Origin of the sequence: Amycolatopsis sp. NPDC058986, from assembly GCF_042741125.1 — a bacterium.
GTDB lineage: Bacteria > Actinomycetota > Actinomycetes > Mycobacteriales > Pseudonocardiaceae > Amycolatopsis.
In genome coordinates this window covers 14,306-32,368 of sequence record NZ_JBHYJW010000053.1, presented here as the reverse complement: position 1 = coordinate 32,368, position 18,063 = coordinate 14,306, and the positions used below count along the sequence as shown (strand labels likewise).

18 protein-coding genes and 3 tRNA genes are annotated in these 18,063 nt (G+C 69.2%); 8 read left to right on the top strand and 13 right to left on the bottom strand.

Annotation, left to right across the window (positions count from 1 at the left end):
* Positions 1-46: 46 nt before the first annotated feature.
* A complete protein-coding gene (locus ACFW0G_RS34740) occupies positions 47-418 on the top strand; it encodes a hypothetical protein (protein ID WP_378329711.1) in 372 nt (123 codons plus the stop codon).
* A 46-nt stretch (positions 419-464) separates the two neighbouring features.
* A complete protein-coding gene (locus ACFW0G_RS34735) occupies positions 465-1,127 on the top strand; it encodes a YdcF family protein (protein WP_378329710.1) in 663 nt (220 codons plus the stop codon).
* 296 nt (positions 1,128-1,423) lie between these two features.
* Here ACFW0G_RS34735 and ACFW0G_RS34730 read toward each other — a convergent pair.
* The 5 genes from ACFW0G_RS34730 to ACFW0G_RS34710 form a co-directional block, all read right to left on the bottom strand.
* Positions 1,424-1,497 (bottom strand) — tRNA-Phe (locus tag ACFW0G_RS34730).
* 31 nt (positions 1,498-1,528) lie between these two features.
* Positions 1,529-1,602, bottom strand: a tRNA-Asp gene (locus tag ACFW0G_RS34725).
* A gap of 31 nt (positions 1,603-1,633) precedes the next feature.
* A tRNA-Glu gene (locus ACFW0G_RS34720) sits at positions 1,634-1,706 on the bottom strand.
* Between the two features lie 141 nt (positions 1,707-1,847).
* Positions 1,848-2,630, bottom strand: coding sequence for a hypothetical protein (locus tag ACFW0G_RS34715; RefSeq protein ID WP_378329709.1), 783 nt, complete (start codon positions 2,628-2,630; stop codon positions 1,848-1,850).
* Between the two features lie 136 nt (positions 2,631-2,766).
* The gene (locus ACFW0G_RS34710) at positions 2,767-3,021 is read right to left on the bottom strand and encodes a hypothetical protein (RefSeq protein ID WP_378329708.1); all 255 of its coding nucleotides are present in this window, start codon (positions 3,019-3,021) and stop codon (positions 2,767-2,769) included.
* A gap of 651 nt (positions 3,022-3,672) precedes the next feature.
* Here ACFW0G_RS34710 and ACFW0G_RS34705 point away from each other — a divergent pair.
* On the top strand, positions 3,673-4,110 hold the full coding sequence (locus tag ACFW0G_RS34705; protein WP_378329707.1) for a hypothetical protein: 438 nt from the start codon (positions 3,673-3,675) through the stop codon (positions 4,108-4,110).
* Positions 4,111-4,201: 91 nt separating this feature from the next.
* Here ACFW0G_RS34705 and ACFW0G_RS34700 read toward each other — a convergent pair whose 3' ends face one another.
* On the bottom strand, positions 4,202-4,405 hold the full coding sequence (locus tag ACFW0G_RS34700; RefSeq protein WP_020669570.1) for a cold-shock protein: 204 nt from the start codon (positions 4,403-4,405) through the stop codon (positions 4,202-4,204).
* Between the two features lie 459 nt (positions 4,406-4,864).
* Between ACFW0G_RS34700 and ACFW0G_RS34695 the strand changes: the two genes are divergently transcribed.
* The 4 genes from ACFW0G_RS34695 to ACFW0G_RS34680 all read left to right on the top strand — a co-directional run bounded on the left by ACFW0G_RS34695 (position 4,865) and on the right by ACFW0G_RS34680 (position 7,571).
* Positions 4,865-6,067 (top strand): Ig-like domain-containing protein, encoded by a 1,203-nt coding sequence (locus ACFW0G_RS34695; protein WP_378329705.1) that lies wholly within the window; start codon positions 4,865-4,867, stop codon positions 6,065-6,067.
* Between the two features lie 170 nt (positions 6,068-6,237).
* The gene (locus ACFW0G_RS34690; protein ID WP_378329704.1) at positions 6,238-6,534 is read left to right on the top strand and encodes a hypothetical protein; all 297 of its coding nucleotides are present in this window, start codon (positions 6,238-6,240) and stop codon (positions 6,532-6,534) included.
* A gap of 4 nt (positions 6,535-6,538) precedes the next feature.
* Positions 6,539-7,096, top strand: coding sequence for a SigE family RNA polymerase sigma factor (locus tag ACFW0G_RS34685; protein WP_378329703.1), 558 nt, complete (start codon positions 6,539-6,541; stop codon positions 7,094-7,096).
* Between the two features lie 4 nt (positions 7,097-7,100).
* Positions 7,101-7,571, top strand: a complete 471-nt coding sequence (locus ACFW0G_RS34680; protein ID WP_378329702.1) for a hypothetical protein — start codon at positions 7,101-7,103, stop codon at positions 7,569-7,571.
* A 381-nt stretch (positions 7,572-7,952) separates the two neighbouring features.
* Here ACFW0G_RS34680 and ACFW0G_RS34675 read toward each other — a convergent pair whose 3' ends face one another.
* Positions 7,953-9,311: an MFS transporter gene (locus tag ACFW0G_RS34675; RefSeq protein ID WP_378329701.1), complete on the bottom strand. Its 1,359-nt coding sequence runs from the start codon at positions 9,309-9,311 to the stop codon at positions 7,953-7,955.
* Positions 9,312-9,509: 198 nt separating this feature from the next.
* Between ACFW0G_RS34675 and ACFW0G_RS34670 the strand changes: the two genes are divergently transcribed.
* Entirely contained in the window at positions 9,510-10,103 is a 594-nt protein-coding gene (locus ACFW0G_RS34670) for a PaaI family thioesterase (protein ID WP_378329700.1), read from the top strand.
* Positions 10,104-10,164: 61 nt separating this feature from the next.
* On the opposite strand, the gene ACFW0G_RS34665 is transcribed toward ACFW0G_RS34670, so the two are convergent.
* The 6 genes from ACFW0G_RS34665 to ACFW0G_RS34640 form a co-directional block, all read right to left on the bottom strand.
* Complete coding sequence (locus tag ACFW0G_RS34665) at positions 10,165-10,638, bottom strand: carboxymuconolactone decarboxylase family protein (protein ID WP_378329699.1); 474 nt, start codon at positions 10,636-10,638, stop codon at positions 10,165-10,167.
* Positions 10,639-10,822: 184 nt separating this feature from the next.
* Positions 10,823-13,558, bottom strand: a complete 2,736-nt coding sequence (locus ACFW0G_RS34660; RefSeq protein WP_378329698.1) for a tetratricopeptide repeat protein — start codon at positions 13,556-13,558, stop codon at positions 10,823-10,825.
* A 253-nt stretch (positions 13,559-13,811) separates the two neighbouring features.
* Positions 13,812-14,792 carry a glutamate ABC transporter substrate-binding protein gene (locus ACFW0G_RS34655; protein WP_378329697.1) on the bottom strand — a complete coding sequence of 327 codons (981 nt, stop codon included), beginning with the start codon at positions 14,790-14,792 and terminating at the stop codon, positions 13,812-13,814.
* Positions 14,789-16,183, bottom strand: coding sequence for a hypothetical protein (locus ACFW0G_RS34650; RefSeq protein WP_378329696.1), 1,395 nt, complete (start codon positions 16,181-16,183; stop codon positions 14,789-14,791). Before ACFW0G_RS34650 ends, ACFW0G_RS34655 begins: the two co-directional genes overlap by 4 nt.
* 207 nt (positions 16,184-16,390) lie before the next feature.
* A complete protein-coding gene (locus ACFW0G_RS34645; protein WP_378329695.1) occupies positions 16,391-17,065 on the bottom strand; it encodes a hypothetical protein in 675 nt (224 codons plus the stop codon).
* Between the two features lie 89 nt (positions 17,066-17,154).
* Positions 17,155-18,060 carry an MBL fold metallo-hydrolase gene (locus ACFW0G_RS34640; RefSeq protein ID WP_378329694.1) on the bottom strand — a complete coding sequence of 302 codons (906 nt, stop codon included), beginning with the start codon at positions 18,058-18,060 and terminating at the stop codon, positions 17,155-17,157.
* Between the last annotated feature and the right edge of the window lie 3 nt (positions 18,061-18,063).

The following is an 18,063-nucleotide window of genomic DNA, read 5'->3' as shown; positions in this document are numbered from 1 at the left end:
CCTGGAGTCAACTGGAGATCAAGCCCGCTTTCGGTGAAGGGACACAATGTTCATCCGCTACCAGGGCACGACCGCCGACGACCGCGGCGTCTTCCCCGGCATCTTCAAGCTGGTCAACGGCCTGGCCAAAGCCGGAAAGCTGACCGCACAACAAGAAGCCTTCCGCCGCGAGAACAACGACTGGTACGACGCCGCCTACACCAACCCCACCGACGTGGACCCCAGCACCTATGACTGGAATCACAACCCCGGCGCCGTGGCCTGGTTCAAACCCACCGCCACCCATCTACTGGCCCGAGTAGACGGCTACCTGGAAATCCTGAGCACCCACAACGTCCCTTACGAACGCCTGGAATCCGACACCCCAGGCAAAATCGTCTACGAAGACGCCCACCAGGTCATCGCAGTCCCCAGGTAACCAGCACACGAAGGCAACCGCCCCGACCGACCGCCGGAGACTCCCCATGCCCGAGCCGGCTTCCACCCTGCCGGCGTCGCTTCGCGCCGAGGTGGAAACGCTCTGGGACTACCACGACATGCACCACGTGATCCGTCAGTCGGACGTGGGTATCGGCCTGGGGAGCCACGACCTGGGCGTCGCGACCTGCACTGCGGACCTCTTTCGGCGTGGTGTTTTTCCTTTGGTGGTCTTCACCGGAGCGAACGCTCCGACCACGGCCGAGCGCTTCCCCCGAGGTGAAGCCGTCCACTACCGCGAGCACGCCGTTTCACTCGGTGTCCCGGCGAATTCGATCCTCATCGAGCCGCACGCGAAGAACACGGGCGAGAACATCACGTTCACCCGGCAACTACTCGCCGAACGCGACTCCAAGGTCGCTTCGGTCGTCCTGATCTCGCGGCCGTACCAACAACGACGCGCCTACGCGACCTGCAAGAAGCTGTGGCCGGAAGTCGAAGTCACCTGCACCTCCGACGAACTACCCCTCGACGAGTACCTAGCGAGCATCGGCGACGCAGACCACGTGATCAACATGCTGGTAGGCGACACCCAACGCATCACTCTCTACGCAGACAAGGGCTTCGCGATCCCACAGGACATGCCCGACAACGTCCGGTCCGCCTACCAGCAACTAGTGTCAGCAGGCTTCACCAAACGCCTGTCCTGACATTCAGCCGAAACCTCTCGCCCACCCCACAAAGGCAACCACGCACGACGGCAACCACCCCACAAAGGTGACCACGCACGACGGCAACCACCCCACAAAGGTGACCACGCACGACGGCAACCACCCCACAAAGGTGACCACGCACGACGGTGACCACCCCACGAAAGGCAACCACAACGCTGGGGGGTCCGGGGGGCGAAGCCCTCCCGGGCGGGGTGTGGGGGTTGCACCCCCACAAAACACGACACCCGAGGCACGGTCCGCGCTTTCCGCGGACATACCTCGGGCGACTCGGGTGGCCAGGGCCGGGGTCGAACCGGCGACCTTCCGCTTTTCAGGCGGACGCTCGTACCAACTGAGCTACCTGGCCGGGAACGCCGGCAAGGAGCCGAACGATCTTGCGACCCTGACGGGACTCGAACCCGCGACCTTCGCCGTGACAGGGCGACGCGCTAACCAACTGCGCCACAGGGCCTTGCAACTTCATCGAAATGAAGGGTACTACGTACTCCCAACGGGATTCGAACCCGCGTTGCCGCCTTGAAAGGGCGGAGTCCTAGGCCGCTGGACGATGGGAGCTCGGCCGGTTTCGGCGAACCGACCGACCGCGCTCTCAGGTCCCCCCGGGAGCGATTACAAGCATAGGGCACGTCGCAGCCGCCCTGCACAGGGGGTTCCTTAAGCGCACCGCAGGGCTGGGACCTGCGGGAACAGCACCCATCATGCCGTAACGGCCACAAGTTCGCCCAGTGCGGCCACGCGCGTCGCGAGTTCGTCGCGTTCGGCTTCCGTCAGCAGCGCCTCCAGTAGCTCGGCGACGCGTTCGTCGGTCAGTCGCTCGGCGGCGCGCCAGCGGTCCACCAGATCCGGCTTCGCCGACGCGGAAGCGATCAGCGCGTCGGCATCCTCGGCGGACCACGCCGTTCGCAGCAGCCGCTCGCGACCGCCTTCCGGGTCGGCGAGCACGGCCTCCGGGATCGTGAGCCCCGACGCGCGCAAGGCGGCGAAGTGCAGGCCGCCGCGTAGCTCGCGGAACACCATCAGCGCGAATCCGAGCCGTTCGGCCGCTCCTTCCGGCCGCTCGGCGGACTGCCAGCCCGCGAACAGCGCAAGGCCGCTCGCGTCGGCGCCGTCCACCAAACGGAACAGAAGATCCGCGAGCCGTCCCGATTCGGATACACCCGAAAGATGGCCACGGGACCAGCGAGCCGATGACTCGGTGTAGGCACGCACTGCATCGGGTGCCGACAGGGCTTCGATCGCGGGCGGCAGCGCGAGTTCGAAAAGCCAGTGCGGGAAGATCCCGAACAGCTCCGCGACCACCTTCGGCGGCGCGTCCCCGAGCACCGCCGAGCGCCCGCGGAGGTACAGCGTCCGCGGCGGCAAGCCCGTCTCGGTCTCCACCTCCGCCAGCTCCGGCGAGGTCATGAACTGCCCGCCCAGCACCTGCACCACTGGTCGGATCCGGTGCGCCAGCTCGATCGTCCCGTCGCTCGTGACCATGTCAGCTCCTTTCGTCCCAGGAACCGTAACACTGTTACGAAACGCCCGCCAGAAACCGCACGGATTCGTAAAACACTTTCAGGAACCCGCCGCAAGCAGCGGGTTTCCCACCAAGAAGACCGTCAGACCCGCCGGGTCACCGCTGCACCGGCGCCTGGCCGTCGTCGTCCAGCGTCAGCCCGAGCATGTCCAGCAACATCACACAGTCCTCCACCCCGAGTGCGCCATTCGCCACCGCAAGACGCGCACGCCGGACCTGATCATCCGACACCCGCTGAGTGTCGGAACCACCACTGCGCTGCGCCGGCAACCCACCGGCGAACGTCGCGCTCCCCCCATCGGCACCTTCGTACCGGAGGAGGAACTGCCGCACTTCCGCAGACCCGCCCATTGCCCCTCCATCGGCTCACAACGACCTGGCCGCGAGGCTAACCAGCGCCGGCCGCCACACACAGCCCCCCGGAGAGTGAACCTGAGGCCACACTCCGCTCAACGCTGCGCAACCAGCACGACAGGAGAACCCCGGACCCGCAAATGAACAACAGACCACGACGGAGTGGACACCAGCAACGGAATTTTCCCGGCTTCCACTCGCCCAACCCCGGAAGTCGTGCAACACTAGAGGTGCTGACACACCCCCGGTCAGCGCCTGTGGAGATCCCCTCCGACCCCCGCGTTCCTCCCCCTGGCGCGGGGGTCTCTCCATGTCTGGTCGGGCTCGTTCCTCGCCCTCCCAGACGGTCCCCCGCGCGTATTACCCGGGGGGCCGAGCCCCCCGGACCCCCACGGTGCGGTCGGTTCCTGAACCAGCGTGGTCACCGTTGTTCGCCTAGGGCCTGGCGGCTCTGGCGAGCCCAGGCACCTTGATCGTGTTTGTCGGCCTATTCGCTCGGTTTTGTTGTTTGTGGTTGCTAAGGGTTAGGGCAGAGGGGTGGGTGGGTTGGGCTGAGCGGGGGGTGGTTGGGCTGATTGTGTTACGGCGTTTGGTGTGTTGTGGCTCACAGTGGTTGGGTTTCCGAGACCTCGCCGTTATCGTTGCGGCGTGCCTCTTCCATCCTTTGGTCGTCTCGGGACCCGCACCAACCTCAAGGCCGTGTCGTCCGGTCGTCATCGCGACGGCACCAAGGCCGCACCCGCCGAGGAGGTCGGCGAGGAGGACAAGGAGCTCACCAGCTACCTCGCCGCACTCGCGCCGGAGTCCGCCCCGGAAACCACGGGCAGCGGCAAGCGCTTCGGCGAGGCGCAGGTCTACCAGCTGCGCATGAACCTCATCGCCAGCCAGCAGCTCAAGGACATCGCCGGCGAGCGCAACATCTCACCGCAGGCACTCGCCCAGGAGTGGATCCTCGAGCGGCTCTCCTGGGAGAGCCAGGCCGCGTCCGCGCAGGACCACCGACAGTCCGACGTCGACGCCGCCCTCACCGACGAGTTCCACTTCCCCGCCGGCGCCTTCGACGAGCCCGTGGCGGGCAGGCGCTGACGCGCGCAAGACACAGCAACACCAAAGAAAAGGCCCCCGGTGCGGACACCGGGGGCCTTTTCTCAGGCCTGGATAACGCCGAGGGCCTGACTCAGATCGGGCGGACCTTCTGCGCCTGCGGGCCCTTCTGCCCCTGGCCGACTTCGAACTCCACTCGCTGGTTCTCCTCGAGAGTGCGGAAACCGCGCCCATCGATCTCCGAGTAGTGAACGAAAACGTCGCCTTCGCCGCCGTCCTGCGCGATGAAGCCGAAGCCCTTCTCCGCGTTGAACCACTTCACAGTGCCTTGCGCCACCGCTGTACTCCTCGTTACAGATTCCGCTTCGAATGCCACCGAAGCGGCACCCCGACCGTCCCGGGCGGTTCCAACGAGACGAGCGAAGAGCGTGTCGGCTCCGCGGCTCGCGTCAGAAGTTCCGCGAGTGTGAAGCCACTAACACGCAAAACGACGGCCTGAGAGCAGCCTACCGGGATCTGGCCAAATCTGAACCCCGTGATCGAGCGGATGGACCAACGGTTCCCGCAGCGACCGGGCCCTCGTACCGCGCACGACTGATCTTGTCGGCGGTACCGGCTAGTCTGGACGTCGCACACCGAAGCCGGTGATCACCGGATACGGCACGGAGTCGGTCATGTCTTGTGCGTGAAGGAATTCTTGCCGATTGTGACACTCGTCACTTCGCAGGGGATCAACGTCCGGACTGATCCAGGCGTCTCGGTGGTTGGGGCAGCAAAGGGGAGATTGGGGATCGGTGTGACATTCAGGAACTCCGCGCACCGTCGAGTGGCGGGCGCGGTGCTGGGGCTCGTCGCGGTGCTGACGCTCGGGGCGTGCAGCGATGGATCCGCGGTGTCGGCCAGCGGCACCACCGGCGGGGGCCCGACGCAGTCCGCGCCCGCCGCGCTGCCGGCGAAGGTGACGGTGCAACCCACGGCGGGCGCGCAGGATGTCCCGCCCGGCGAACCGGTCACCGTCAGCGTCACCGACGGCACCCTCGATTCGGTCGTCCTGACCAACCCGGACGGCAAACAGGTCGCGGGACAGGCGGCTCCGGACAAGAAGAGCTGGAAGACCACCGAGGAACTCGGCTTCGGCAAGACCTACACGTGGTCCGGCCAGGCCATCGGTGCCGACGGCAAGCCGGCACCGATCAGCGGCGCCTTCACGACGGTCAAACCGAGGCGGCAGATGTCGGGCAGCCTCAACGTCGGCGACGGCCAGACCTACGGCATCGCCATGCCCATCACGTTGACCTTCCCCAGCCGCGTCACCGACAAGGCTTCGGTCGAGAAGGCGCTTTCCGTGGAGACCACGCCGAAGACCGAGGGCTCGTGGGCGTGGGTCGAGGGCGACACCTCGGTGCACTGGCGGCCGAAGGAGTACTTCAAGCCCGACACCGAGGTGAAGGTCAACGCCAAGATCTACGGCGTCAAGATGGGCGAGGGCGTCTACGGCCAGCAGGACGTCTCCGCCAGCTTCAAGATCGGGCGTTCCCAGGTCGTCAAGGGCGATCCCCGGACCCACCGGATGCAGGTCATCCGGGACGGCCAGCAGATCGCCGACTACCCGGTCAGCTACGGGCTCGACTCCGACCCCGGCCGGGTCACCAACAGCGGCGTCCACGTCGTGATGTCCAAGCACGCGACGTACTCGATGAGCAACCCGCGCTACGGCTACACCGACGTGAACGTGCCGTGGGCGGTGCGGATCTCCAACAACGGCGAGTTCATCCACGGCCTCGCCTCGTCGATGTGGGCGCAGGGCAAGCAGAACATCTCGCACGGCTGCCTGAACCTGTCGCCGGCGAACGCCAAGGAGTACTACGACGGCGTGCTCCCCGGCGACCCGGTCGAGATCGTGGGCAGCACCCAGCAGCTCGGTCCCAAGGACGGCGACTACAGCGACTGGACCTACAACTGGGCCGACTGGCAGAAGCTGTCGGCGCTCGCGAGCTGAACATCCGGCGAACAGCGGGCGGCCAGGATTCCCCACGGGTTTCCTGGCCGTTCGTGTCTCCGCCGGAAATTCGATGCAACCCCGGGGAACCGCGGCGGCATGACTTACCGCGAAGGGCGCCGCTGATCCGGTGCGGCGCCAGTACCGAGGAGTTCGACTTGCGTATTCGTATGGCCTTGACCGTAGGTGCCCTGCTGCTGGCCGGTGGCGCCGCCACCGCCGGGACCGCGCTGGCGACCGACGAGCCGACCACCGCCCCGGCCCCGGCGAAGACCGGGGCCCCGACCGCCACCGAGGCCCCCGCCCCGGCGCCCGCAGCCACCGACCGGCAGACGAGCAAGGCCCCGGCCGCGGCCCCCGGCGCGCCCAGGCAGACCAGCAAGCCGGGCGAAGCCCGCGTGCCCACGGCGATTCCGGCGGGGCCGATCGGCGCCACCTGGCTGCCCGCCATCGGGGAGGTCAAGTAACCCGGTGACACCTCGCTCTCGTCCGGAGGACCGGGCGGGCTCGCCGTGGGACGGCGAGTTCGCCCGGTACTTCGGCGAGCGCGCGCACAGCCTGCGGGCCACGGCATATCTGCTCTGCGGCGACTGGCACCAGGCCGAGGACCTCACCCAGGCCGCGCTGCTGAAGCTGTACCTGGCGTGGCCGCGGCTGGCGCGGCACGACACGCTGGACGCCTACGCTCGCAAGGTCGTGCTGCGCACGTTCCTCGCCGAGCACCGCAAGGTCCGGTGGAAACGGGAGCGGCTCACCGGAGAACTACCCGAGGTCCCGGTCGAGCGGACCGGGACCGAGCAGGACGAACTGGTGCGGCACGCACTGGGTGTCCTGGCGCCGAGACAACGCGCCGTGCTGGTGCTGCGGTACTTCGACGACCTGGGCGTCGAGGAGACGGCCAAGGCGCTCGGCTGCAGCACCGGCACGGTGAAGAGCCAGGCGGCACGCGCACTGGCGACCCTGCGGAAACGGCTCGGCCCGCATTTCGAGTCGCTGTCGTTCAGCACCAGCGGTCTGGAAGGGAGGTGACGAGATGGACGAGAACGACGACATCAGGACCGTGCTCTCCTCGGCGGCGAGCGGACCGCCGATGCGCTTCGACGCGGCCGACGTCATCGCGCGCGGCGGGCGGATCCGGCGGCGCCGCAAGCGCTGGGCGATGGCGGGCAGTTCCGCCGCGACGGCGGTGATCCTCGTGGTGGCCGGGTTCATGGCCGGTCACCACCTCGGCGCCGATCCGGCGCCGATCCAGCCCGCCGGTCCTGGTCTTTCCACGGTCCCGTCCTCCCCCTCGTCCCCCGTCCCCGCGCCCGAGCAGGCCACCTCACCCGAGAGGCAGTCCGTGCCGGAACAACCGAACGTCGGGACCGCCACGCCGGGAGCACCTGGCACCAGCGTTCCCAAGACCTCCCAACGGCTTCCGGGACCGACGCCGACGAGGCAGGTGCCGGGGAGCGCACCGGTGCCGACCGCGGCGCCGGGCACCGAACGCACCACTCGTTGAAGCGCGGAAACCGCTGATTCACCGGCGTTTCACGCGCGCGTGAGGCTGTGGCCGAGATCACCGTTTGAAGCGGCCCCACCGTGAAATACCTGGGCTTACGGTGGCGATATGCCCTGTGGCGGCACGTTCCGCCGCCGACAAACTGCTCAGCCGGCTCCCCTTTCGCCGGCCCGAGAATCCGAGGAGGAAGCCATGGTCTTCGTTGCCCTGTTGATCGAAACCGGTGTCGCAGTAACGGTTGCGAGTGCGCTGGCCGTCTGGTCGCAGAAGCGCTTCGCTCCTCGCGTCGAGGTGGCCGAAGCCACCCGCTGACACCGACCTACGCGAAGTGCCCCCGTCCACAATGGACGGGGGCACTTCCGCGTTCGGCGGGCGCCGGTGTCAGTTCTTGGCACCGACCAGTGAGCCACCCGTGTCCGCGGTGTCGATCTGCTCGATCGGCACCTGGGACGTCTCCGGGATCTTGAGGATCGGCACGATCGCGATCAACGCCGCGGCTATGAGGTAGTACGCGGGCCAGTCGTTGTTACCGGTGGTCTTGATCAGCGCGGTCACGATGACACCGCAGGTACCACCGAAGATCGACGTCGAGATGTTGTAGCCGATCGCGAACGAGCCGTACCGCACGCGGGTCGGGAACATCGCCGGGAACGTCGAGCCGATCACCGCCAGCATGAACACCAGCAGCACCGCCACGATCAGGAAGCCGACGACCAGCCACAGGATGCTGCCCGACTGCATCAGCTTGATCGACGGCCAGCTCAGCACCGCGAACCCGATCGCCGCCGTGAGCAGCAGCGGTTTCCGCCCGATCCGGTCGGACAGCGCGCCGAGCGGGAGGATGATCGCCATCTGCACCAGCTCCACCCCGATGATGATCAGCGTCGAGGTGTTGTCGTTGATCTTGAGCGTGTCGGTGAAGTACGTCGGCATCGTCGTCAAGAGCATGTAGTCGGCGATGTTGAGCAGGAGCACGATCCCGATGAGGTTCAGGATCATCCGCCAGTTGCGGGTCAGCGTCTCCCGCAGCGGCGCCTTCTCCGGCTTCTTCCCGGTCGCCTCCAGCCTGCGGAACTCCGGCGTGTCCTCCAGCTTCGACCGCAGGTAGAGACCGATCAGGCCCAGCGGGAGCGCCACGAAGAACGGGATCCGCCAGCCCCAGGACTCGACCTGTTCGTGCGAGAGCGACAGGGTCACGGCCAGCACGACCACGTTGCCCAGCACGTACCCGCCGAGCGTGCCCATCTCCAGGAAGCTGCCGAAGAACCCCCGGCGTTTGGTCGGCGCGTACTCGGCGATGAACGTCGCCGCCCCGCCGTACTCGCCACCAGTGGAGAAGCCCTGGATCAGCCGCAGCAGCAGGACGGCGACCGGGGCCGCGATGCCGATGCTGTACGGGCCCGCGTAGGTCGGCAGGCAGCCGACCAGGAACGTGCACCCGGACATCAGCAGGATCGTGATCGCCAGGACCTTCTGCCTGCCGAGCTTGTCCCCCAGCGGCCCGAAGAACGCGCCGCCGAACGGGCGGACGATGAAGCCGACCGCGACGAGCGCGAGCGACTTCAGCACCGCGTTACCCTCGCCGGGGAAGAACACCGTGCCGATGCTGGTGGCGATCGCCCCCGAGGTGAAGACGCCGTAGTCGTACCACTCCGTCGCGTTCCCCATCGCGGACGCGATGACCGCCCGCCTGACCGTTCTCTGGTCCACCTCCGGCTTTTGCGCTACTGCGTCACTCATCCCCGCGACGACCTCCTCCGCGTGCAACGGTTTCTTTCGAGCTCATCGACCCAGTCTTGCGTGACGGAGCCGTCTCGGCAGAACGAATCGGAAATGATCTACGGTTCGGCAATTTCCGACTACGGAGCGCTCACGGTGCAGGCCGACGGCGCGTGGGTCGCGTGCGGCGCGTAACCACTGTCGAGTTAACGTCAGTCCATGAGTCGTGTTTCTCAACCCTGGCCGCCGGTGCCGGTGGAGCCCGCCGAGGCCCATCCGAAGGCACCGCCCGCCGGCACGGAGCTGGGTGTGCACTTCGGCGAGTGCTTCGGCTGCGGCGACGAGGTGGAATCCGGTCTGCACCTGCGGTCGCGGGTCGGCGAGGGGCAGACGGTGCACTCGAAGTTCACCGTGACCGCCGCGCACCAGGGCGCGCCGGGCCTCGCCCACGGCGGGCTGCTGGCCTGCGCGTTCGACGAGGCCCTCGGCTCGACGGTCGGGAACCTGCTGCGCAGGCCCGCGGTAACCGGGAAGCTCGAGACCGACTTCCGGCGGCCGGTGCCGGTCGGATCGACGCTGTACATCTCGACGCGGCTCGACGGCATCGCCGGTCGCAAGATCTACGTCAGCGCCAACGGGCGTCTCGACGCCGAAGACGGGCCGATCGCGGTCAGCGCGCGAGCGTTGTTCGTCGTCGTCGGCTTCGACCACTTCAGCACCCACGGCGACCCGCAGGCGCTGGAGAAACTGGCCGCCGCCCACGAGAAGGCCAAGCGCGCCCGCGAAGAGCGCGACTGGGAGATCAACCCCTGACCGGCCTTCGCGGGCTGAAGTCCGGAGGACGCGCGGCCGCCCTCCGGACCGTTACCCCCGGTCAGCCGAACTGGCCGACCTGGTAGTTCCCCGCCGGCTGCCGCGTGATGACGTTCAGCCGGTTGAAGGTGTTGATGACGGCGATCAGCGACACCAGGGCGACGAGCTGGTCCTCGTCGTAGTGCTTGGCCGCGTTCGCCCACACCTCGTCGCCGACCCCGCCCGCCGTGTCCGCGATGCGGGTGCCCTCCTCGGTCAGCTCCAGCGCCGCGCGCTCGGCCTCGGTGAAGACCGTGGCCTCCCGCCAGGCCGCGATCAGGTTGAGCCGCACCGCGGTCTCACCCGCGGCGGTGGCCTCCTTGGTGTGCATGTCGAGGCACATGCCGCAGCCGTTGATCTGGCTCGCCCGGATCTTCACGAGTTCCTGCGTCGCGGCGGGCAGTGCCGAGTCCGTGACCACCTTGCCCGCCGAGGCGATGTACTTCAGGAACTTGCCGGCGGCCGGGTTACCGAAGACGTTCAACCGAGCTTCCATGATGCGCTGCTCCCAGTGCTGTTGTCGTTGGTTACACAGCACTGACGGAAGGACCCGGCCCGGTGTGACAGCGCCGGGTATGACCTACGTCTCGCACCCGACGACGGCGGTCACGCCGGTGTGGCGTCGCGAATGGCGCATCGCCGACGTTCAACGCCGTGAATGGCGCATTCGCGACGTCACCTTAGGTCAGGGTCCTCGGGCGGATGGCGTTGGCGCGGTCGACCAGGTCGACGCGTTCCTTCGTGGTCCCCGCCAGCCGGGCCAGCGTGCGGTAGCAGCGCTCCAGGCCGAAGCGCAGGTCCCGCTCCTCCAGCGCGCAGCCCAGCACCCGCGCGCCCGCCGACGCGCCGGTCTGGCCCGGCGCCCGCAGCCAGTCGTGCGCGGACTCCAGGACCTCGGCGGACAGGCGCGTGCGGCGCTCGGCGTCCAGGTTCAGCCGTTCGAGCCTGCCTGAGGCGTCGACGAGGTCGCGCTCGGAGACACCGGCGGGCTCCTTGCCGCCGCCGTTGACCCTGGTCTTGATCTTGATGGCTGCGACCTGCGCGTCGACGTAGTGCGTCGACGACTGCGGCACCGCTTCGAGGACCTCGATCGCGCTCGCCCGCGCGCCCTGCGCCAGGTACACCCTGGCGAGCCCGAATGCGGCGCTGACGTACGAACGGTCCGTTCGCCACACCAGCTCGTAGAACCGCGCGGCGCCGAAGTAGTCGCCGACGCCCTCGGCGCTGACGGCCAGTGCCAGCTTCGGCGCGATCTCGCCGGGCAGGTCGTCGTACACCGCGTCGAAGGCGACGTGCGCGACGCGCGGACGCCCGCCGGCCAGCTCGATGAGGCCGCGGTACCAGTCGATCCGCCAGTCGTGCGGGAAACCGGCCCTGATCGCCAGGTACTGCGCGGCCTGCAGCTGCCGCTGCGCCTCGACCAGCTCGCCCAGCTCGATCCGCGCCCGCACGATGCGCAGCCGGACCTCGATGGATTCGCGCGGCGCGCCGGCCAGTGCCTCGATCGCGCCCTTCGGGTCGAGCGCGGTGGTCGTGGCCAGCACACCCGCCGCCGGGTCGTCCGTGTCGACCTGCGGGAGCGGCAGGCCGGAGACCACCTCGACCGGCTCGGGCAACGGCACGCTCGCGCCCGGTTCCGGGACGACCATGTCCACCCCGAACGTGCGGCTCTCCGGCCCGAACACGGTCGACGCGCCGGGCCGCGGCTTCCCGGTGCCCATCGCCATGATCTCGCGCAGGACGCCGGTCAGCTGATCGGCCATCTCCTCGGCGGAGACGAACCGCCGTTCCGGGTCGGCGTGCGTCGCGCGCTTGAGGAAGCGGTGATACGAACCGAACAACGCGAACAGCGGGACCACGTCGGGCCCGGGCAGCGTCGCCTTGTACTTCGTCGTGTAGCCGACGAACTCGAAGCTCAGCACGGCCAGCGTCCGGCCGACCGTGTACAGGTCCGAGGCGACCGACGCGCCCTGCTTCGCCAGCTCGGGCGCGCTGTAGCCGGTGGTGAAGAACAGCGGGCTCTCGTAGTCGTCCATCCGGCGCACCGCGCCGAGGTCGATCAGCTTCAGCTGCTCGTGGGTCTGGATGACGTTGTCCGGCTTCAGGTCGCAGTACAACAGGTTCTGCGAGTGCAGGTAGCCGATGGCGGGGAGGATCTCCAGGCCGTACGCGATGACCTGGCCGATCGGCAGCGGCTCCGGCCGCTTGGTCTCGCGGTGGTGGGCGAGCGCGAGCTGGCGCAGCGACTGGCCGCCGACGTACTCCATCACGATGTAGCCGACGGAGTTCCCGGTCTGCGGATCCGGGTGCTGCACGAAGTTGTGGATCTTGACGATGTTCGGGTGCTCGACCTCGGCCAGGAACCGTTCCTCGTTGGCCGCGGCGGCCATCGCGGTCGCGTCACCGGTGTCGATCAGTCCTTTGAGGACGACCCAGCGGTCGCTGACGTTGTGGTCCTGCGCGAGGTAGATCCAGCCGAGGCCGCCGTAGGCGAGCGCGCCGAGCACCTCGTACTGGCCACCGACCAGCTCGTGCGGTTTCAGCTTGGGAATGAAGGAGAACGGCGCGCCGCAGTTGGCACAGGTGCCCTCGGGTGAACCGGGCTCGCCGTCCTTGCCGCGGCCGACCTTGGCGTTGCAGCTGCCGCAGAAGCGTTTCTCCTCCGACACGACCGGGTTCTCGAGCACCGCCGTCGACGGGTCGCGGTAGGGCACCGGCGGCACCTCGACCAGACCGGCGCCGAGCCTGCCGCGCCGGGACCGCCGCGACGTCCGCGAGGACGTCCGGCGCGAGGTCGCGGGGAACGCGCCACCGCCCGAACCACTGCCGGTCCCGGTGCCCGTGCCGGTTCCCGTCCCGGTGCCGCGGCTCCCGGTCCCGTGTCCCTCGCTGGACCGCTCGGGCAGGACGCTCTCGGTGCCGGGGTCCGGCAAGGGCTCCGCGCCGGCGTCGACGCGCGGCGCGGGCGGCATGATGCTCTGCGTTTCCGGCGTCGGCGCGGCGAGCACACTCGTCGGCTGCGCGACGCTCGCGACGGGACGCACCGCCTGGGTCGGCTGGGCGACCGGGTTCAGCTCACCCGGCGGCCTGGTCGGATCGTCCGCACCGGAGGCCACCGGGGACGGCGGTTGCCGGGGCGGACGCGGCGGCTGGGCCTGCGGCTGGCCACGCGGCGGAGTGGGCGGACGCCGCACGGGCGCGTGGAAGACGGTCTCCGCGTCGCCGCCGGACGGCCGCCTTTCGGGCTTCTCCTCCGGCGTTCCGTCGAGACGGCCCGAGATGGACGGCTCCGGGGTGTCCCAGCGCACCGGCGGGGGCGGCGTCCAGCCCGGGGTACCGGCGGGCTCGACGGGCTGGGCACGCTCCTCCGGTTCGTCCGGTGCCGCGTGCCGGGGACGGCGTGGTTCCTCCGACACTGCTACCTCCCGTTTTCACCGCGACGAAGTCCGCCATCGATCCTAGTGGGGCACGAACGGTCCAGCGGTGCCCGCCGTGCGCGCGAACGGACCGTTCGCGACGTTGATCGTCCCGAACGGAGCATTCGCGACGCACCGCCAACCGCCGCTCGCTGAAAAGTTCCGGGGCCATGGGGGTTGCCATGTGCTGCAGACGCCTTTGGTACGGCTGGCCGGAGTGCGACAAGGGCGTCCCTCGGGACGGCACGCGCGGTCACTGGTACTGCGCGGCGGGCGGGCTCGCCGCGCCGAGCGGCTTGCCGACCCAGGCGTCGTAGCTCTTCTGCCAGTCGCCCCTGCGCACGTTCTCCAGCACCGCGTTGACGAACCGCACCATGTCGTCGTTTTCCTTCGGGATGCCGATGCCGTAGTTCTCCGTCGTGAACCGCGGTCCCTTGACCTCGATCCGCTGCGGATCCTGCGCGGCCATCCCGGCGAGGATCGTGTCGTCGGTCGACACGGCGTCCACCTGACCCTGCTGAAGCATCACCAGACAGTCGGACCAGTTGTCCACCGACACCGGCACGACCTTCGCCGGGTCGGTCGTGATCTTCGTCAGCGGTGTCGACTTCTTCGCCGCGCAGACGCGTTTGCCCGACAGATCGGCGAGTGTGTCGGCCTTCGCCTCCTTCGGCGCCAGGATCCGCTGGCCCGCCACGTAGTACACCGACGAGAAGTTGACCTTCTTCTTGCGCGCGCAGGTGATGCTGTAGGTCCGCACGACGATGTCGACCTCGTGGTTGATCAGCACGTCCTCGCGCTGGCCCGAGGTGATCGCACGGAACTGCACCTTGCCCTGATGGCTGCCGAAGATCGCGTCGGCGACCTCGTTGACCATGTCGATGTCGAAGCCTTCGAGGTTGCCGCTCACCGGATTGCGCGAACCGAACAGGTACGTCGTCTGGTCGACCCCGGCGATGAGCTTCCCGCGTTCCTTGATCTTCGCCATGGTCGATCCGGCCGAGATCGCCGTGCCCCCGGTCGGCGCGAGACTGGCCAATGGGTTGCAGCTGGTGTCCGACGACCCGCCCGCCCCCGTCTCGCCGCCGGCCACGTGCGCGGGCGGCGGCCAGGCGGCCTCGCTGACCGGGGCCGGATCCATCGGCTTGCCCGCGCTCCCGCAGGCCGACAACGACCCAGCCAGCACCGCGACCGCGGCGAGCACACCCGCCCGCACGACATTCCGCTTCCTCACCGGTACTCCCTCAGCCGTTCCCGGATCCCCATCGTCGCACCGGCCGCGGCCACCACGGCCAGCACCGCGAGGCCGGGTGCCAGCAGGGTGAGCGCGCGGTCGCCCGCCCGTGTGTCGTCGAGGAACGCCTGGCGTCCCACGTTGATCGCGGCCTGCAGGCTGTCGTCGAGCCGCTGGAACGCCGGGGCCGCACCGTTCTGCCGGTCGTGACGGATGGCGAGGTCGACGGCGTCGGAGTACTGGCCGTCGTCGTCGAAGCGCCGCACTTCCTTGTGTGCCTTCAGCCAGTCGGCCGCCGCCCGCCCGGCTTCGTCGATCTTGCCCGTGGCGTCACCACCGTTCGCGAGGCCGCGGGCCTCGCCGAGCAGGCCGCTCCTGCCGTCCTGGCCGACGAGCTGGACGGCGAGCCCGGCGAAGTCCTTTTCGTACCCGCCGCCGTCGCCGCGCGCGACCAGCGTCAGCGTCTCGTCGGCGCGGCCCTGCAGCGCGGTGATCCGCGTCCGCACCAGCGCGTCGACCTGACGGGAACCGTTGTCCTGGCCGTTCCCGACGAACACGCCCTGGACGACCAGCGCCGCCGCGCCCCACAGCAGCGAGACCCCGACGCACACGGTCGCGACCACGAGGCCGACGTTCAGCAGGCGGTTGGTCCGCCGGGTCAGATGCACCTGGGTGACGATCAGCGCGGCGAGCAGCGCCAGCACCAGCAGGGTCGCCAGCCACGGGAACCCGGTCGCGTCGTCCTGCTCGTCGGCCAGGCGGGCGGTGTCGACCTTGTAGAGCTCCTGCGCGGCGGGCAGCAGCTTCGTCCGCATCAGCTCGGACGCTTCGCGCAGATAGGACGCGCCGGCCGGGAAACCCTGCCGGTTGTTCGCCCGCGCGGTCTCGACGAGTCCGGTGTAGACCGGGAGCCGCTGGCTGAGCACGTCGACCTGGGCGGCCGCCTCGGTGACGTCCGCGGAGTCCGACGCCGCCTTCGCCAGCGCCGCGCCCGCCTCGGCGACGTCCCGTTCGTACCGCTGACGCAGCTCGGGCGGCTCGACGCCGGTGGAAAGGAACGCGCTCGCCGCGGTGGCGTCCGCGTCCGAAAGCGCGCGGTAGACCTGCTGTGCCGCGGCTGCCAGGGGTTCACGGTGCTCGATGAGACCGTTGATCGTGTTCTTGCGCCCCTGCACGGACAACGTCGCGACGAGACCGGCCAGCAGGGAGAGCAGCACCAGCCCGACGGCGATCACGGTCAGCCTGCCGGGGGTGGTCGCGGCGGACCGGGTGACCGCGCGCACCGCCTGCCCCGGCAGTTCGAGCAGACCGGCGATTCCGCCGCGGCCTTCTTCGGGCGGTGGAGCGCCGGGGCCGCCCGGCGGCGCGGGCTGCGTCGCGGTCGTCGTCATCGCCGTTCCTCCCCAAGTCCTACCTGACCGTGGTCACCTTAGCCGCAGGGCATGGGCGCGGTCCCCAACCCGCTCGAAGCGCGGCGCGGGGAGCGCACTGTCCACAACGGACTGGACACCCGGTTCGGCCGATCGGGTCGAACGCCAGAGCGAGCGACGCGGGGAGCGTGCCGTCGGCAGCCGAGCGCGTCGCCATCGTGCGCGGTATCAGGGCAGGAACCGTTCGGCTGTCTCGCGCGCCACCCGGGCCCTGGCCCGAGCGGCCTCGGCCAGGCGCCGGTCCGCCGCGCCGTCCGAATCCTCCTGGGCGAGCCGATCATGATGGTCCGCGAAGGACTCCTCCACCTCGGCCAGCTCGCGGGCCGTCGCGACGAGCTGCGTTCGCAGCGCGTCGGCCGCAGCGGCCAGCAGCGATCCCGTCGCTTGCCGGTCCAGCGACGAAGACCGCTCACGCCGCGAAGCCGCGATCTCGCGATCGACCGCGTCCTGCTCCCGCTCCTGCCACTGCCGCGCGCGCCGCAAGGCCTCCTCGCTGCGATCCAACCGCGCCATGCTGGCCGTCAGGAGCGCGCGAGCCCGCACGGCGGCCTCCTGGCCGCGCTCCCACGGACTGGCGACGGGCGCGCCACGCACACGATCTCGCCGATCCAGCCGCCGCTCCCACCCGGCAAGTCCCTCCTCCCGCACATCGGCGCGACCCTCCCGATCGTCCGCGATCCGCTCCCGCACATCGGCGGCCTGCTCACGTTCGTCGGCGGCCTGCTCACGTTCGTCGGCAGCCTGCTCACGTTCGTCGGCGGCCTGCTCACGTTCGTGTCGTGCGTTCCCGGTGGCTTCTCGGTCCACCGCGCTACGTTTCTCGTCGCCTGATTCGACCTGCATGAGCACGAGTGTGCGCCGACGAGCACCCGGTAGTCGGCATGTCAGCACGATGGTCGTCGCCGAGTGCGGGAGGACGACACCGACGCTGTTCAGCGCGTACCGGTCGCCGCCCAGGGGCCGAGCGTGAATTCCCCGTTCTCCCGCCGGACTTCCACCGCGCCCGCACCGGCGAAGTGCGCGGGGACGAGCAGTTCCCGCTCGTCGGCCGCCCTGGCGAGAACCCGGCGACGGCTGGCCGCCGCTTGGTCCGGGGCGAGGCAGGCACTGCTGTTGCACGAGGGCTGGAGGAGCTGAACCGGGCTGTGCAGCAGATCCCCGACGAAGACCGCCCGGTCGCTGCCGGATTTCAGGCGCAGCACGGACGAACCCGGTGTGTGGCCGGGCGCGGATTCGAGGGTGAGGTGTTCGTCGATGCGGTGGCTGCCGTCCCACAGCACGGCCTGCCCTGCCCGGTGCAGCGGCGCGATGCTGTCCTCGTGGATCAGGCGTTCGTCCTGCCGTGACGTGTTCCCATAAGCGTTGTCCGGACCGAAATGGAAGTCGTCGGCGGCCGGAATGAGGTATTCGGCGTTGGGGAACGCCGGTACCCACTCCCCGTTCGCCTCGACGGTGTTCCCGCCGACGTGATCGACGTGGAGGTGGGTGTTGACGACGACGTCGACTTCGCGCGGGTCGACACCGGCGGCCGTCAGGAGTTCGAGAAGATCGCTCTGCCAGTGGTGGAACGGCGGCGAGGCCGGGCGTTCGCGCCCCTTGCCCACTCCGGTGTCGACCAGGACGGTCCGTCCGCCGCTGCGCAGTACCCACGACTGCACCGCGAGCACCGCCCGGTCACTGTCCGGCTCCCAGTGGTCCGGCGCCAGCCAGTCCTCGTTGTCCTTCCGCACCTCCGCATCGGCGTCCGGTACCAGGTCGGAGACGGGCATGAACGGGCCCTGCCACTCGGCGATCCGGATGATCTCGACGTCCCCCAGCACGATGCGTTCCGTTGTCATGCG

Excerpts from the sequence above, each read along its gene's own strand:
- ACFW0G_RS34740 (WP_378329711.1), top strand. The coding sequence starts at position 47 with ATGTTCATCCGCTACCAGGGCACGACCGCCGACGACCGCGGCGTCTTC.
- ACFW0G_RS34735 (WP_378329710.1), top strand. The coding sequence starts at position 465 with ATGCCCGAGCCGGCTTCCACCCTGCCGGCGTCGCTTCGCGCCGAGGTG.
- ACFW0G_RS34715 (WP_378329709.1), bottom strand. The coding sequence starts at position 2,630 with ATGGTCACGAGCGACGGGACGATCGAGCTGGCGCACCGGATCCGACCA.
- ACFW0G_RS34710 (WP_378329708.1), bottom strand. The coding sequence starts at position 3,021 with ATGGGCGGGTCTGCGGAAGTGCGGCAGTTCCTCCTCCGGTACGAAGGT.
- ACFW0G_RS34690 (WP_378329704.1), top strand. The coding sequence starts at position 6,238 with ATGGCCTTGACCGTAGGTGCCCTGCTGCTGGCCGGTGGCGCCGCCACC.
- ACFW0G_RS34680 (WP_378329702.1), top strand. The coding sequence starts at position 7,101 with ATGGACGAGAACGACGACATCAGGACCGTGCTCTCCTCGGCGGCGAGC.
- ACFW0G_RS34675 (WP_378329701.1), bottom strand. The coding sequence starts at position 9,311 with ATGAGTGACGCAGTAGCGCAAAAGCCGGAGGTGGACCAGAGAACGGTC.
- ACFW0G_RS34670 (WP_378329700.1), top strand. The coding sequence starts at position 9,510 with ATGAGTCGTGTTTCTCAACCCTGGCCGCCGGTGCCGGTGGAGCCCGCC.
- ACFW0G_RS34665 (WP_378329699.1), bottom strand. The coding sequence starts at position 10,638 with ATGGAAGCTCGGTTGAACGTCTTCGGTAACCCGGCCGCCGGCAAGTTC.
- ACFW0G_RS34650 (WP_378329696.1), bottom strand. The coding sequence starts at position 16,183 with ATGACGACGACCGCGACGCAGCCCGCGCCGCCGGGCGGCCCCGGCGCT.
- ACFW0G_RS34645 (WP_378329695.1), bottom strand. The coding sequence starts at position 17,065 with ATGCAGGTCGAATCAGGCGACGAGAAACGTAGCGCGGTGGACCGAGAA.
- ACFW0G_RS34640 (WP_378329694.1), bottom strand. The coding sequence starts at position 18,060 with ATGACAACGGAACGCATCGTGCTGGGGGACGTCGAGATCATCCGGATC.